The sequence below is a fragment of the Agrilactobacillus composti DSM 18527 = JCM 14202 genome (genome assembly GCF_001436375.1).
Lineage (GTDB): Bacteria > Bacillota > Bacilli > Lactobacillales > Lactobacillaceae > Agrilactobacillus > Agrilactobacillus composti.
The window spans coordinates 1-15,545 of the sequence record NZ_AZGA01000084.1 but is presented as its reverse complement, the minus strand read 5'-3'; the positions used below and the strand labels follow the sequence as shown (position 1 = coordinate 15,545).

The following is a 15,545-nucleotide window of genomic DNA, read 5'->3' as shown; positions in this document are numbered from 1 at the left end:
AGTTTTCCTCCTTTGTTGCTAAACTGGCATTTGTTTTAAGTAGCTGATCCGGCTTTCATCCACATTACTGTTGAGAACTTCAGCGATGTGCATGATCTTAATGGGTTTGCCTAAGCGATTAAACCGGCCCCCAATATTCATCAAACACCCTGGGTCGCAGCTGATTAAAATTTCAGCACCAGTATCCACGATATGGCCCACTTTGGCATCCACCATTTGTCTGGAGATTTCTGGTTCTTTCGCTGAGAAAGTCCCCCCGAAGCCACAGCAATCATGGGCATTTTCCAAAGGAATCATTTCCAAGCCCTTCACATGGGCTAACAAGGCATAAGGTGATTCAGATTCACCTAACAGCCGCGTCATATGGCAAGACCGGTGGTAAGTTGCCCGGCCATCAAGTTCGGCCCCAGCATTTTCAACCCCTAGTACCCGCCATAGAAATTGGGAGAATTCGAAAGTCTTAGCGGCAACTTCTCTTGCTTTGTCTGCATATTGGGGATCATCTTTCATGAATTCAGGAAATTCCCGAATCATGGCCACACAAGAACCAGCAGGGCCCACAATATAATCCGCATCGACGCTTAACAAGGCGTCGATTTGGTTACGAAATGCCCGCTGAGTACCTTTGGCATAACCACTATTAAAAGTGGGCTGGCCACAGCAAATCTGATCCTTCGGCAAATAGCAATCACAGCCAAAGCGTTCTAAAACCTCAGTCATCGCGATCCCCACATTTGGGAACTCTAAATCAACCACACAGGTTGAAAAAATAACAACTTTCATCCGAATACCTCCTAGTCACCTGAGACAATTTATAAAAACAATCTAAGAATGAGTGCAATATTTATAACTTCAATTGTAGCGCAGACGACAGCCTTTTAAAAACTGATAAGGGTTTTCATGAAAACGGTTAAAACCCAATGATATCAGGATTTAACGCCTATTGTCAGTTTATGATGCTCAAAATGTAGGGATTCCCCTAAGTTGTTATTTAGAATTATTTTAAAAATTTGGCCAATAAAAAACGACCTTACACATCCGGTCGTTGGTCGTTTTTATCTTGCGCAGCTTTGGCTGGCACTACCAAATCATGTAACTGTGACTTGGCAGCTAACCAGTATAACACGGCCTGCACCGCCGCATATTGGACTTGGGTCAACTGATCTACCACGTCTTTAGACGTGGCACTAATATGCGGTGCAACTTGTTGGGTATTAGCAGAGGTTTGGCGATTAAAGATTTCGGCAAAGTTATCATAAGCCTTTTGTGGCGCATGGCCTTTTGCGACCACGTCAAAACCTTGTTTGATTTCACCTAAGGCAAAAACACTTTTCAATAACGCCACCACGATAGCGCCAGCCAATTGTACCCGGCCATATCGTTTTTTCACCGGGGGTACGATAATTTTGAGCTTAAAATAATTATGCAACATGGTCTTCGTCACGACCTCACCGCTGATTGGTGCCACATACTCATTGACCAGCAATAACAGCTGATCTAAGTGTAAGTCAAACGCTGGTAAGTCCGCCCATAATGGTAATTTTAAAGCTTGTTGTGTCAACCATATCACGTCCTTATTGTTATTGTCCTACTTGAATAGCCATCCCTACCAATCCCGGCCCAGTATGGACCCCAAGGACTGGGGAAATACTACCAATGTAAATTTTGGTCATTGCCGGTAAGCGTTGTTTCAAACTAGCCACAATTTTTTGCAGTAATGGCTTGTTATCCCCTTCTGCCACGGCAATTCGGGTATTGGGGTGGGCCTTAACCTGGGCTACGGCTAAATCGATCATCTTAGCGATAGCTTTTGGTTCGGAACGGGCTTTAAATAACGGGTAATAAATACCATCGGGATTACAAGAAATCACTGGCTTGATCCGCAAAATCGACCCTAATAGACCTGCCACCTTGCCAATGCGGCCCCCAGCTTGTAAGTACTTCAATGTGGGGATGTAAAAGTAGATCCGACTAGGGGCCACGCCGGCTTGCAAGCGCGCCACGATGGTGGCGTAAGGCAGTTGCTGATCGATCAACTCTTGGGCATAGACCGCAAATAAGCCGCTGCCGATACCAATATTTTTAGTATCGATAATGGTGGTTTGCAGACTATTCACATTATCCGCCGCTTGGCAAAATACATTGTAAGCAGCTGATAAACCGCTAGAAATAGTGATCCCTATCACATTAGTATAGCCATGGGCTGCTAAATCCTCAAGGGCTGTTTGAACCGCGCCTAAGCCAGGACAGGCCGATTTGGGCAATTCCGGTGCTGTTTGTAACTTACGATAAAATTGATCCGGTGTAATGTCCACACTATCTCGATAAATCTTATCACCAAAAGCGATCGTCTCCGGGACGATGGCAATATTTTTATGTTTCGCCAGAGTTTCTTTAGGCACGTCAGATGCTGAATCTACCAGCAATGCAATCTTTTCGGTCATGATCAAGCCGCCTTTCAAATATATAACATAGACATTGTAACACATAACATAGTTTTTGAAACTACTTAATTAGTTTTAATATCTATTAAACATCTGAAACCACTCAAAAAGGCCAACCACCACCAGGGTGATTGACCATTCTTTGAAATGTAGGGTTATTTAAACCAAGCATTGACACGACTTTGATTGGCTTTGATCCAATCTTTGGCCGCTTGTTGGGGTTTTTCACCCTTATTGATTTTTAACATAACGGATTCCATATCTTTCGTTGTCCAATGGAAGTTATCCAAGATCTTGTAAGCTTCTGGTTGATCTTGTTTCAAGCCTTTGCGGACCATGGTATTGATATTCTCACTCTTACCCATGGTCCCCTTGGGATCTTTGAGGTATTTCAAATAGTACTTGCTAAACATCCAATGGGGTGACCAGCCGGTGACCACAATGGGTTGTTTAGCCGCATAAGCCTTACTTAAAGCGGCCGTCATGGCTCCTGAAGAAGAAGCGGATAATTTCCAGCCCTTTAAGTTTGGATAAGTCTTCAAGGTCGTTTCAGCGGCTGCCATTTCCCCAGCACCGGGTTCGATCCCGGTAATGGTTTTATTGGCTTGGTCGGTTAAATCAGTCATTGAATTCACATTGGTCATGTATTTAGGTACGACAAACCCAACTTTGGCACCGGCAAGATTTGGCCCTAAATTCACTAAATCTTTTTTGTATTTATTATATTGGGCCTTATGGGTATTCGGTAACCAAGCACTGACCATGGCATCGGATTGTCCCTTCGCCACAGACTCCCAGGCGACTGCATTGTCCAGTGGGGTTAGATCCACAGTATAGCCCTTTTGGCGCAAGGCTTGGGCAATCACATTGGTGGAGGCTACTTCGCTATCCCAGTTAATATAGGCCAAGTTCACGGTCCCTTTAGTTTGGGCCGCTTGATTGGTGTGGGTATTGATCAAGCCACTACCCACCAAGACCACGACAGCTGCCACGATACCAGCAAACCATTTTTGCCGATGGGTTTTCTTCTCTTTAGCGGTCATGGGTTTCCGGTTAGCCTTTGGCTGATTCAAATATTGGGTAAAGCGATCAATAATAATCGCTAAGACCACTAGTGCTAACCCATTGACAAATCCCACACCGACTTGCGCCCGTTGTAAGGCTTGTAACACACCGCGCCCAAGACCAGGTGCACCGATCATAGAGGCGATGACAACCATGGATAAAGCTAACATAGTGGTTTGGTTGATTCCTGCCATAATGGTCCCCTTGGCAAGAGGTAATTCGACTTTTGTTAATTTCTGCCAACCAGTACTCCCAAAGGAATCTGCGGCTTCAGTTAAGTCCTTAGGCACATCGCGGATCCCTAAGTTGGTCATCCGCACTGTTGGTGGCAGGGCAAAGATGATTGACGCAAACAAACCAGGTACGATCCCAATGCCAAAGAAGGCAACAGCTGGAATCAAGTAAACAAAACCGGGCATGGTCTGCATGAAATCTAAGATAGGGGTGATGACGGCTTTAGCCTTATCACTTTTAGCCATCCAGATGCCCGTAGGTACCCCGATGATGATGGACAAAACACTAGATAAAAGCACCAAAGTCAAGGTGTTCATCAAGTCCTGCCACAGGCCTTGGTTATAGATATATAACAGCCCAATCAAGGTAAATAACGTCAAACCCCAGCGCTTTTTAGAAATCACAAACGCGGCCAAGGTCAAAATAATAATAAACACAAAGGGTGGCACGGCCACTAAGCCATTGGTAATGCCATTCATCAGTTTTTGACCGATGACTTGTAATACATTGAATAAGCCAGCCCAGTTGTTGGTGAGCCAATCGGTAATTTTTTCAACCCAATCGGCCACCGGTAATTTAGCGGTTAACCATAAACTATTCATTATCAGCGTTGGCCTCCTCTTCTTCATCTTCCGTCAAGGCATCAATGACACTACCTCGGATCACGACACCCACGACCCGATCATTTTCAGTAACAACTACTGGTGTTGGGGAATTGTTGATAACTTTGAAAATATCATTGACCAAAGTATCTTTTTGAATGGTGGGGATCTTCATATCAATGAAGTCCGTCAATGGTTTATTTTGTTTCCGAGCTTCTACAGCATCCTCGGCATTGATCACACCCTTGAGGTGGCGTTGACTATCCACAGCCACTAACATACTGACCTCTTCATGGCGCATGCGCCGCAGGGCAATATTAGGTCCTTCTTTGTCCAAATTAATGGTAAAGGCTGGAATCATAATATTTTGGGCGGTGAGGACCTTAGAAAAATCCACATCCCGGGTAAAGGTGCGGACATAGTCATTGCTAGGATGGGTCAGGATTTCTTCACCCGTGCCCACTTGCATGACTTGACCGTCTTTCATGATCAAAATACGATCACCAATGCGTAAAGCTTCGTTTAAATCATGGGTAATAAAGATAATGGTTTTTTTCAAACGGGCTTGTAGGTCCAATAATTCGTCTTGCATTTCATGGCGAATCAAGGGATCTAGCGCTGAGAAAGCTTCGTCCATGAGCAGTACTTCTGGATCGTTAGTCAGTGCCCGGGCTAAGCCCACCCGCTGTTGCATCCCCCCAGAAAGTTGGTCAGGATACTGGTCGATAAATGCTGTTAAGCCCATATCTTCTAAAACCGCCTTGGCTTTAGCTTCCCGTTCTTCTTTAGGAACTTTTTTGATTTCCAACCCATAAGCGGTGTTGTCTAAAATCGTGCGATTGGGGAATAGGGCAAAGTTTTGAAACACCATGCTCATTTTATCCCGCCGCGCTTTGATCAAAGCTTCCTTGTCCATCTTGGCGATGTCATCCCCATCAATGTAAATGGATCCTGTGGTGGGCGTGATCAAGCGATTGATCAAGCGGATCAAGGTGGACTTCCCACTACCGGACAAGCCCATGATGACGAATATTTCACCCTTTTCAACGGTGAAATTGGCATCATAGACCCCAACAGTGGCCCCAGTTGCTTTTAAAATTTCAGTTTTGGACTTTTTAGCCCGAATCATACTTAAAGCAGGTTTAACCCGCTTGCCGAATATCTTGGATAAATGTTCTACGTTAACGATTGGCAAATTAATAGCCTCCCTTTCTTGGATAAAAAACATTCGTGCGAAAGTGACTTAATCATATTATATGTGTATTGGCACTTTGTCAAATCTACGGCATGTCATTTATGGCCCATTTGCCGGCCACTTTCATGAAATAAACACCACAAATCCTTATTATACCAACACTAGTCATGAATCATGTGGTCACTTTTGAAAAACAAAAATAATTTTTAAGATTAATTTTGTTTGCTGCTTTTTACGAGAAAAAGTGCTCAGCCGGCAAAGAAACTTTGCACTTGTTGTAAGGAAGTTTCCGCCCCCACAAAGAAAATGGTATCGCCGGCATTTAAAACGGCGTAAGGGCCTGGTGAAACTTTCAATTGCCCACCTTGGCGCACGGCGACAATCGTAGCGGTGGTATTTTGCCACAATTGTAATTCACCAATGGACTTATTTAAATGCGGACTCTTAGCCCCAATTTCATATTGGAAAGGCACCAGGGGGCTAACTGAATTAAACCGTTGGGTCTGGTCCACAAATTGATTCATTAACTCGGCTAATTGCCGGTAATCCTCAGCTTGGCGGGCCATGATGTTTTGAATATCATTTTTTAAATCCTTTAAGGTTTTAACATTACTAAATTGATCCAGGAAGTTTCCGGCGTTTTCGATGGAGGACACGTAAAAACCACTGCCCCGTTTGGCTTCAACAATTTTTAGATCTCCCAACATCTTGATAGCCTTCCGGGCAGTTTCAGGCGATACCTGATATGTATTGGCAATCGTAGAACGAGCGTGAATCTTTGTGCCAATAGGGTACTCCTGGTTAATGATCCGGCTGGCAATGTCCAATGCAATTTGTTGATAGCGCGCTAATTGATTTTGTTTGATCCCAGACATAATTTTTAAACCTCCAAGTTTTACTTTTAACTAGTATTATACCTATTATTTCATAAAATGAAAAAACAGTTCGTCACAATTTTGAAAATTTGCTTGTGCGTCACTGTTTTCAATCTATATCACTTAATAAAGATAAACCTTGGCTTCATAAGGCCGCAAGGTGGTTTTGGCATCATCTTCATAGTTACTTTGCAATAATTTGGCTTGGGCCAAATCACTTGAAAAGGTTCTAATTAAAGTTTGGGTCGTGAAATTGGCTACCACCAGCAAGGTTTGCCCTTCAAAATGGCGTTGATAGGCCCAAACTTGTTCATCTTCAGGATCTAAGAGCTGATAATCCCCATAAATAATAATCGGATACTGGCGGCGTAATTGATTCATACGCTGATAGCAATAAAAAATCGATTTTTTATCCGCCAAAGCTTGAGCTACATTGATGGTTTGATAGTTGTCATTTAGCCCCAACCACGGCGTGATACCAGCCGCCGTGAAACCGGCATTAGCCGTGGCATCCCATTGCATTGGGGTGCGGGCATTATCACGACTTTGGGCCTGTAAAGCTGTGATGGCTTGTTCTGGGGTCAACACGTGCTTGGTGGACACCAAGTCCTGATAGCCATTCAACGCTTCGATATCTTGATAATCATCGATGGTTTTAAAATTATAGGCATTGGTCATCCCAATTTCTTCGCCTTGATAAATATAGGGCGTGCCTTGTTGATAATGAAGGACCAGGCCCAACATCTTCGCGGCGAGTACCCGATAAGCTGGGCGGTCATCCCCAAATCTAGAAACCACCCGGGGTTGATCATGGTTATTCCAATATAAGGCATTCCAGGCCTTTTGCCCCAATTGCGTCTGCCATTTGCTCATGATTGCCTTGAGGGTGGACAACTTAAAGGGATGGGTTTTAAAGCGGCCTAATTCCGGGTCTAAATCCACCCCCATGTGTTCAAATTGGAAAATCATGTTTAATTCATGGCGATCAAAGCCCGCATACTTGATACCATCCAGTGGGGTCACGTCTGGTGTCTCCCCCACGGTCATTAAATCGGCCTTGGATAAAACGGCATCATTCATTTCCCGGAGATATTCATGGACATGTTCGCCATTGGCTACAGCGCTAATGGCACTGGTAGCCGTACTGGTGAAATCTTGGGGTTTGGCAATCAAGTTAATGACATCCATGCGAAAGCCATCGATCCCCTTGTCCACCCACCAATTCATCATCTTGAAAATACTTTGCCGCACGTCGCTATTGCGCCAGTTTAGATCCACTTGTTTTTTCGAAAAAATATGCAGATAATACTGGCCTGACTGGCGATCCAGCTGCCAAGCTGACCCTGAAAAAGCCGACTGCCAGTCATTCGGGGCGTGGCCGGCCACCGGATCGCGCCAAATATAATAGTCCCGATAAGGATTATCAGCGGATTTACGGCTTTCCACAAACCAATGGTGTTCATCAGAGGTGTGGTTCACCACTAAATCCATCATGATCTTCAATCCTCGAACATGGGCCTGCTTGAGTAATTCGTCAAAGTCAGCCATGGTGCCAAAATCGCTCATGATCTGTTGATAATTACTGATATCATACCCATTGTCATCATTAGGTGAGGCATAGATTGGATTTAACCACAAAATATCCACGCCTAATTTTTTTAAATAGTCTAAGTGCCTAATGATCCCTTGTAAATCCCCAATCCCATCTTGATTAGAATCTTGAAAACTCCGGGGATATATTTGATATACGACGGCTTCTTGCCACCAATGTCTTGCCAAAATAAACCCTCCATAAGCATTTGTTTGCACATAAAATATATTGTTATTCTACCATGCAATATACCAAAATAAGGCTAGTACCACAAATTTAATGTGGCCCTAGCCTTATTTTTAACCAATCGTTGTTTTTTCACAGGACAATTGGGCGAAATATTAGCGTTGTTTTTCCAAATCTTCTTGATGTAAATGATATGTGTCCCGACTGATCATTAATTCTTCGTTGGTTGGGATCACAAAGGCCTGGACGCTTGCGTCGTCAGGGCTGATCAGGCGTTCTTTACCCCGAACGTGATTCCGTTCTGGATCAATTTGAACCCCGAAAGCACTAAGTTGGTCCCCAATGCGTTGGCGTAAATCAATCCCATTTTCACCACTGCCGGCAGTGAAGACGATGCCATCTACGCCTCCGAGGCGCGCCACATATGCCCCAACGTATTTCACAACCCGGTTGACAAAAATCTTCAAAGCCAAAGCCGAACGTTCATTGGTAGCTTCAGTGTCTTCTAAGTCCCGCATATCAGCGGACAAGCCCGAAATACCCAACAGACCGGATTTACTGTTTAAGATATCAATAAAATCGTTGATGTCAGTCAGGCCTAATTTCTTCATCAAAAATGGAATCAAAGAAGGATCGATATCCCCAGAACGCGTCCCCATGGTGATCCCAGCTAGTGGGGTGAAGCCCATGGACGTATCAATAGCTTTGCCGCCGTCAATAGCAGAAATGGAAGCGCCACTGCCTAAATGCAGGGTGATCAATTTCAAATCTTCTAGGGGTTTACCCATTAATTCTGCCGCTCTAGCCGCTACATAACGGTGACTGGTCCCATGGGCCCCATATTTGCGGGCTCTAAATTGCTTGTAGTAGTCTAAATCCACACTATACAAGTAATCTTCTGGTTCCAAGGTGCTGAAAAAGGCGGTGTCAAAAACGGCAACCTGTGTGGCATGGGGCAATAATTCGGTGAATACATTAATATAATAGGCTTGAATCGGATTATGCAAAGGGGCATATTCCGTCAATTGATTGATTTGATCAATTACCTGAGGGGTCACCCGGGTCGAACCCTTAAAGAGTTCTCCACCAGCGACGACCCGATGGCCGACGCCTTGGATTTCTTCCAAATGTTGAACGATCCCTAATTCCTTTAAACGGGTCAAAATTTTAGCCGCTGCCAATTCATTGGTGGTAATGGCTTCTTGTTTTTCAAATTTCTGCCCATCGCCATATTCAGCGATAAATCTGGCATTTTCATGACCCAAACGGTCAATCATCCCCCCGGCGATTTTTGTTTCAGATGGCATATCGAACAATTGCCATTTTAATGTGGAACTGCCGGCGTTGACAGCCATTACTTTTACCATAATAATTCCTCCAAATCAAGTATCAAAAAGTATCGAATTCTATTATAACAGTAATTGGTAGCGTATTCACTAATAGTTTTCCCTAAAATTCCCCAGAGAGGACAATCTTACCTTTGGTATGGCCCCCTTCAATCTGACGGTGTGCCTGGGTCAGGGTCTGGGCGTTAATACCCGGAATAACTTCCCGCAAAGTGGATTTAAGTACACCTTGGTCTACCAATTGCGCCACTTGTTGCAGGATTCGTCCTTGGCTAGCCATATTCACATTATAATCGGACTTGGTAAACATGAACTCCCAATCAAAGCTGGCGGATTTAGGCTTTAATAAGCCAATGGGCAGCGTTTGAACGTCTACCAATGAGGCAATATGGCCGAAGGGTTTGATCAGATCGGCGGCCATTTGGAAGTAGTTGGTGGGATTATACAAAATCGCAATGCCGTCCACATTGACAATATCCACTGCCCGTAATTGTTCGGCAATGTTTTGGTGATAATCCAAAGTCACATCGGCGCCATATTGCATCAGCCAATCAAAATTTTGATTACTGGCAGTGGCGTAAACCCGCAGGCCACTCCACTTGGCCAATTGCATCAACATAGAACCCACACCACCAGCGCCATTGACCACTAGGATCTTTTGACCCTGATTGGCCCCAGGTGCTGGGGTAAAGCCTAACTTTTCAAAAAGTAACTCCCAAGCCGTCAAACTGGTCAAAGGTAGCGCTGCGCTGGCATTGACATCTAACGTCGTGGGTTTTTCAGCCACCAGGCGGCTATCAATGGCTTGGTAGGCCATATTTGAGCCAGGCCGTTTCGTCGTGCCAGCGTAATAAACCATGTCCCCTAGGGCAAAGTCAGCCACCGCTTCACCTTTGGCCACGACTTGGCCCACGCCATCAAAACCTAAAATCCGCGGTTTAGTTGTTTTAACTTGGGTCTGACGTTGCTTAGTGTCCACTGGGTTCACGGACACGGCTTGGACCTGGACCAATAAATCTTGTGCTTTTAAGACCGGCATAGGTAAAACTAGATCTTGAAAACCGGGCTGATCACCCTTTAATTCAAACCCCTCGTAAAAACCAATGGCTTTGGTTGTAGTTGGTAGTGTCATCACAAAAACCTCCTCAAATAACGTTGTCAATGTCCAAATTATAACATCTATGCTTGGGTTTTAGATAAATGCCCCATGGTCAGCGTCAACAAGAGCCCTAAAACCCCCACAAGCATAAAGACGATGAAGGTGACGCGAAAACCTAATAACTGAGCCCCAGCTGCCCCCGCAGTTGCTTGATGCAGTTGTGTCACGACGGTCAAAATTTCTGTGGCTACCATGACCCCTAAGGACCCTAAAATTTGCCGAACCGTGGTGGTAACCGCTGTGGCATCAGCTAATAAATCTTTCGTCAATGCATTAGCGCCCCACGTGACAGCCGGCATCATGACAAAAGCATTGCCACTTTCCGTAATGATTGCTGCTAAAATGGCGATCCCCAAGAGTTGGGCATTGGCAAATAAAGCCATTAGCCCCATCCCCACGATGATCAAGCACATCCCAATTCGAATGACAAACGTCCCGCCGACTTTATCCAATAAGCGACCAGAAATCGGATTTAACAAGCTCAGCACCACCGCTGCGGGCACCAAGGAAAGCCCAGACATTAATGGTGAGATATGTAAAACTTGTTGGAAGTAAAGCGGCATGATAATGGTGGTAACAATTAAAGCAATATAAGAAATACCTGTTAAGAACACGGACATGGTATAAATTTTGGAAGCAAAGACTTTTAATTGTAATAACGGCTTACTGGCGCGTAATTGGCGGCCAACAAACCAAACCATGCCAATAATACTGGCCACGAGGATCACCCAGGCCAGCCAACTATGAAAGCCGCCGTGGACAAACTCCGTCAAAACCCATAACACCCCGGGAAAACCGGCAGCTAAAACAACGGACAGGCCATCAATGCTGCTTTTTTCTAGAGTCATCACATCTTTAATGGCGCCTAGGGACAAAACAAAGGTGATCACCATCATGATCAAGAATAAAATAAACAGTCCTTGCCAACTGAAAAACTGCAGCAAGACCCCGGAAATAATCGGGCCTACCGCTAGGGCACTGCCCATGACCAAGCCGGCTAAGCCCATGGTACCTCCCCGCTGTTTCTTGGGCGTAATGGTCAATAATACGGTTTGATAGCTAGGAAAGATGATCCCCACCGCAATGGCTTCTAGAATTCGGCCAATGAGCAGCATGGGAAAGTTAGGTGCCAAGATGCAAAATAAAGTCCCGATGAAAAAAATGGCAATAATGCCTTGAAATAACCGCTTAAAGGGGATATTATGCAACAACCAGGGACTCACCGGAATGAGAATACTCATCACCAGCATGAAACCAGTAGTCAGCCACTGGACGGTATCCGCGGTGACATTAAAGGTCCGCATCAACGTGGGGTATGCCGTGGATAGTGATGATTGACTGATGGACATGCTAAAGGTACCCAATAACAAGGTGAAGATGAATAAATTGCGTTTGCCAGAACTTTTGGCAGTGGTGCTTTGTGTGTTCAAAAGAATGCCTCCCAAGCAGGCCATAGCACATCAAGCAGCTGTTCAATGCCGAACAAGCTAAGGGTTGCCTCAGCGTTGTTTGATGTAACATGGCCTGCTAATAATTATGGTGCCTATTCTATGATACCCCTAACCCCAAAGATGTAAATAAGAATTATTATTAATAATTCCTCTAATAATTTGTTAAATACACGTGAGTGAATATGTTATAGTAGATAAATAGCTTTATTGACGAAGAAGAGGTGCAGACTTTTGAAAGCAAAACCGGATTCAATCATTCAAACAACCGCCATGCGTGGCTTTAAGGGGAAGATCAAGGCCCTCTTTTACATTGCGGCTGCTTTGACGTACAGTCTGTTGCCTAAAAAACTTGTTCAGGGGTTGGACCTATCTAAAGTCACGCCCCACACCTTACCCAATCATGCCCAACAAATCCCCACTATTTTTGTCCATGGTTTTCGGGGCGGCTTGACTACTACTGAAAAAATGGTAGAGTCGGCCATTGAATTCACCCACCAAGCTGACTTTTTGCGGGTCATCGTAGACTGGCGCGGCCGAATTCGCTATCAAGGCACTTGGACAGATAATGACAATCCTATCGTGCAAATCATTTTTGAAGAAAATATCGCCAGCATGCGCATGCATTCCCGCTGGTTGGAATTAGTGTTGCCCACCTTGAAAAAACGTTTTGGCTTTGTAAAATTTAACGCCGTGGGTCATTCTGTGGGCGCCACTGCCCTTTTAAACTGTCTGTTGGAAAATCATGATGATCCGAAATTTCCCACTTTAAATAAAGTAATTTTAGTAGCAGGTCCCTTTAATGGGGTCATCGCCCTAGGGGATATCCCTAATTTAAATCCCTTGACCGTTTCCGGACGGCCCTTATTAATGAACCCCCATTATTTATATTGGTTTTTCCATAAAAAAGATTTTCCTAAAAATGCCAAAGTATTAAATATTTATGGCAATACCGATACTGGGTTCAACAGCGACAAATACATCACCGTCAACTCCGCTAAATCGGTTAATTACCTGCTACGGGACACGGCTGCCGTCTATCATGAAATCGAAGTTCATGGCCTGGATGGCGAGCACTCCGTCATGCATGATAACCCTAAAGTCTTATTTATTATCAATAACTTTTTATTCAATGATGCCGTGGTGACCGAAGCTGTCAGCGAAACACCGTTATTAAATGAAACCTCTGTGAACTAAGCTAACATTTCATGATTCTCAAAAATTTTGGCAAATATTATAAAAATGTTGTGATTTATGAGAGATTCATGTTAGAATGTACCTACATAAGGAGGTGACATTGCTATGACAAAGCAAGATATTGAGCACCGTTTAAGCCAAGAGCTTTACACCATATGTGATCACTTTGATATTGAAATTGACGACCGGCAGTACACCGAAGACCAATATCAAGATTTGAAGCGTACACTACTGACCCTCAATGAAATGGGGATGGATTACGAACAAATGAACAAGATTTTAGCCATTGGCGCCTAAAAACAATTGAATAGGAGTGAAAAAACCATGTCCTCATCTGACTCAGCTTCACAGTCAATGAAATCTGGTTCCTAAAAGCCTGAATGCGCACCTCATGCATTCGGGCCTTTATTTGTTTTAAGATAACTTTTCAACACTAAGAAAAGTCCGGTAACATCACATAAATCCTCATTTACATAACTCTTTATGAGACTAATTCTCATATTTTAATAGAAAATAATCACTCTGATAATTAATAATCATTTTGAAAATGCTGTATTGCCGTGGTATCAGGAGTTTGACAAGTATTCATAAATCCATTAATATGATATTAAATTAAAAATATTCTAATGGAGGTGGCACAAATGGCGATGCTTGGACAAGAATTATTAATTGTCGCGGTTCTACTTGGCATTCCAACGATTTTGCTTTTACAATACATTTTAGGGTACAAACAAGTCTCATCCCGCACCGCCAAAGTCGTGCCTGTTATTTATGGCTTGTTGCTCACCTTCTTCACCTTGGCTAATCTGCCTTGGACCACAAATCACTGGTTATTTTTAGGATCTCAATGGTTAGTCAGCTATTTCTTTTATTTCATTTATGAATTTGCCAAAGGTAAAAGTATCCAAAAAATAGGCGATTTAAGCAAAAATTAGAAACGAAATTATCAGAGGTCTAGTTGGACCTCTTTTTTTGTATCAAAATAACAGACTGTCTCAAAACTTACTGTTGTTTTACAGGACGAATTTAAGTCTTAAGTTGGTTTCTGGGGTAGGCTGGACATAAAAAAATAACCCCGCTGGTCATGGACGGGGTTATTCGTATAGGGAATTGCATGGCAAAATATGAAGTTGATAATCTGGTGCAATAGATTTTTTTGATGTCGGCGTGAACCTAGACATCCCAGTAGATCGACCTCACCCACTGGGCTAGCTAGGTTGGCCTAACTAGCCTAGGGCTTTAGTGTTGGATGACTTGGTCTTGGCGCAGGTTTTTAGCGGGGGTAAATTGCCAGTCTTGTTGGCGGTAAGCTTGTTCCCAGAAATCCCATTCTAATTCACAGCTGCGCATAAAGCGCCGTTCGATAACGGCCAAGCGCGCGGCGTTATAATTGGCTGCTTCCCGATCAATCAAGGCAAAGAAACGATCCGATAAGTTGGCATCGGTATCATCGGCAATGGAACCGTAGAAATCGATCCAATCTTTGAAGACATTGGCGTCGTTGTTTTTACCTTCGGCGATCAATTTATTGGCAATTTCAAAATAAGTCCAAGGACACGGCAACATAGCGGCCACGATATCGATCAAATCTCCCGTGCGGGCGGCGTTATACATATGCTCGTTATACAAATACGTCATGGGTGCCTGCACTGCATGTTGCAGGCTTTCGTAAGGCACCCCGGCCACGTTACAAAAGACGTGGTGGGGATGAATTTCACTATTTAAAATAAAGTTAATTTGTTCGTTAAAAATCGCCATGTCCGAGCGATCGCGACATTTTTCCACAGCTGCCGCATAAACCTTGATGAAGGCATTTAAATAATTAAAATCCTGGCCCACATAAAAGGTCAGCGCCTCTTTTGGCAAGGTCCCAGTGGCAATACCTTGGACAAAAGGATGATCTTCGATGGCACTTAAAATTGGTGTGGCATTTTGTTTTAATTCTTCAGAAAATAACATAAAAAAAGCTCCCTTTTGATTTGTAGTTTCAAATCGAATCAAAGGAAGACGTCCGAAAAAAAGTTGATGGTACAATCACTTTCCTACGTTGGTCTTAACCAAATCAGGTTCTACGGGTATAATCTCAGCTCAAGGCACCCCTAGTGATTCATATTTGAATGACCTTAATGTATCACATATTTTTATAATTGGCAGATTGCAAGAAATAACTTGAACAAATTTAGTAACGCAGATCACGCAAAAA

General features: G+C 43.8%; 14 protein-coding genes and 1 riboswitch. Of the genes, 3 read left to right on the top strand and 11 right to left on the bottom strand.

Annotation, left to right across the window (positions count from 1 at the left end; translation table 11 throughout):
• Positions 1–18: 18 nt before the first annotated feature.
• From FC83_RS13590 to FC83_RS13545, 10 genes are all read right to left on the bottom strand, one after another.
• Positions 19–783: a (Fe-S)-binding protein gene (locus FC83_RS13590; RefSeq protein WP_035452253.1), complete on the bottom strand. Its 765-nt coding sequence runs from the start codon at positions 781–783 to the stop codon at positions 19–21.
• 247 nt (positions 784–1,030) lie between these two features.
• Positions 1,031–1,561, bottom strand: coding sequence for a DUF1836 domain-containing protein (locus FC83_RS13585; protein ID WP_235184254.1), 531 nt, complete (start codon positions 1,559–1,561; stop codon positions 1,031–1,033).
• 19 nt (positions 1,562–1,580) lie between these two features.
• Complete coding sequence (locus tag FC83_RS13580; RefSeq protein WP_035452257.1) at positions 1,581–2,444, bottom strand: DegV family protein; 864 nt, start codon at positions 2,442–2,444, stop codon at positions 1,581–1,583.
• A 155-nt stretch (positions 2,445–2,599) separates the two neighbouring features.
• Positions 2,600–4,345 carry an ABC transporter permease/substrate binding protein gene (locus FC83_RS13575; RefSeq protein WP_035452259.1) on the bottom strand — a complete coding sequence of 582 codons (1,746 nt, stop codon included), beginning with the start codon at positions 4,343–4,345 and terminating at the stop codon, positions 2,600–2,602.
• On the bottom strand, positions 4,338–5,540 hold the full coding sequence (locus FC83_RS13570; RefSeq protein ID WP_162260671.1) for a quaternary amine ABC transporter ATP-binding protein: 1,203 nt from the start codon (positions 5,538–5,540) through the stop codon (positions 4,338–4,340). The genes FC83_RS13575 and FC83_RS13570 overlap by 8 nt, the downstream gene beginning before the upstream one ends.
• Positions 5,541–5,788: 248 nt before the next feature.
• Positions 5,789–6,415, bottom strand: a complete 627-nt coding sequence (locus FC83_RS13565; protein WP_035452262.1) for a GntR family transcriptional regulator — start codon at positions 6,413–6,415, stop codon at positions 5,789–5,791.
• Between the two features lie 123 nt (positions 6,416–6,538).
• A complete protein-coding gene (locus FC83_RS13560; protein ID WP_035452264.1) occupies positions 6,539–8,194 on the bottom strand; it encodes a glycoside hydrolase family 13 protein in 1,656 nt (551 codons plus the stop codon).
• A 153-nt stretch (positions 8,195–8,347) separates the two neighbouring features.
• On the bottom strand, positions 8,348–9,559 hold the full coding sequence (locus FC83_RS13555) for an acetate/propionate family kinase (RefSeq protein ID WP_052004578.1): 1,212 nt from the start codon (positions 9,557–9,559) through the stop codon (positions 8,348–8,350).
• A gap of 82 nt (positions 9,560–9,641) precedes the next feature.
• On the bottom strand, positions 9,642–10,670 hold the full coding sequence (locus tag FC83_RS13550; protein ID WP_035452267.1) for a zinc-binding alcohol dehydrogenase family protein: 1,029 nt from the start codon (positions 10,668–10,670) through the stop codon (positions 9,642–9,644).
• Between the two features lie 47 nt (positions 10,671–10,717).
• The gene (locus FC83_RS13545; RefSeq protein WP_052004579.1) at positions 10,718–12,127 is read right to left on the bottom strand and encodes an MFS transporter; all 1,410 of its coding nucleotides are present in this window, start codon (positions 12,125–12,127) and stop codon (positions 10,718–10,720) included.
• 252 nt (positions 12,128–12,379) lie between these two features.
• Here FC83_RS13545 and FC83_RS13540 point away from each other — a divergent pair, with 252 nt between their 5' ends.
• The 3 genes from FC83_RS13540 (at position 12,380) to FC83_RS13530 (ending at position 14,277) form a co-directional block, all read left to right on the top strand.
• Positions 12,380–13,342 carry an alpha/beta hydrolase gene (locus FC83_RS13540; protein ID WP_052004580.1) on the top strand — a complete coding sequence of 321 codons (963 nt, stop codon included), beginning with the start codon at positions 12,380–12,382 and terminating at the stop codon, positions 13,340–13,342.
• A 105-nt stretch (positions 13,343–13,447) separates the two neighbouring features.
• The gene (locus FC83_RS13535) at positions 13,448–13,639 is read left to right on the top strand and encodes a hypothetical protein (RefSeq protein ID WP_057002882.1); all 192 of its coding nucleotides are present in this window, start codon (positions 13,448–13,450) and stop codon (positions 13,637–13,639) included.
• Positions 13,640–13,983: 344 nt separating this feature from the next.
• Positions 13,984–14,277: a hypothetical protein gene (locus tag FC83_RS13530; RefSeq protein ID WP_035452269.1), complete on the top strand. Its 294-nt coding sequence runs from the start codon at positions 13,984–13,986 to the stop codon at positions 14,275–14,277.
• A gap of 304 nt (positions 14,278–14,581) precedes the next feature.
• Here the strand turns inward: FC83_RS13530 and tenA are convergent, their stop codons facing one another.
• On the bottom strand, positions 14,582–15,301 hold the full coding sequence (tenA, locus tag FC83_RS13525) for a thiaminase II (protein ID WP_035452271.1): 720 nt from the start codon (positions 15,299–15,301) through the stop codon (positions 14,582–14,584).
• Between the two features lie 63 nt (positions 15,302–15,364).
• A riboswitch (TPP riboswitch) is annotated at positions 15,365–15,453 on the bottom strand.
• Between the last annotated feature and the right edge of the window lie 92 nt (positions 15,454–15,545).

Bases quoted from the DNA above. Each gene is read 5' to 3' on its own strand.
- FC83_RS13590 (WP_035452253.1), bottom strand. From the start codon at position 783: ATGAAAGTTGTTATTTTTTCAACCTGTGTGGTTGATTTAGAGTTCCCA.
- FC83_RS13580 (WP_035452257.1), bottom strand. From the start codon at position 2,444: ATGACCGAAAAGATTGCATTGCTGGTAGATTCAGCATCTGACGTGCCT.
- FC83_RS13575 (WP_035452259.1), bottom strand. From the start codon at position 4,345: ATGAATAGTTTATGGTTAACCGCTAAATTACCGGTGGCCGATTGGGTT.
- FC83_RS13565 (WP_035452262.1), bottom strand. From the start codon at position 6,415: ATGTCTGGGATCAAACAAAATCAATTAGCGCGCTATCAACAAATTGCA.
- FC83_RS13555 (WP_052004578.1), bottom strand. From the start codon at position 9,559: ATGGTAAAAGTAATGGCTGTCAACGCCGGCAGTTCCACATTAAAATGG.
- FC83_RS13550 (WP_035452267.1), bottom strand. From the start codon at position 10,670: ATGACACTACCAACTACAACCAAAGCCATTGGTTTTTACGAGGGGTTT.
- FC83_RS13535 (WP_057002882.1), top strand. From the start codon at position 13,448: ATGACAAAGCAAGATATTGAGCACCGTTTAAGCCAAGAGCTTTACACC.
- FC83_RS13530 (WP_035452269.1), top strand. From the start codon at position 13,984: ATGGCGATGCTTGGACAAGAATTATTAATTGTCGCGGTTCTACTTGGC.
- tenA (WP_035452271.1), bottom strand. From the start codon at position 15,301: ATGTTATTTTCTGAAGAATTAAAACAAAATGCCACACCAATTTTAAGT.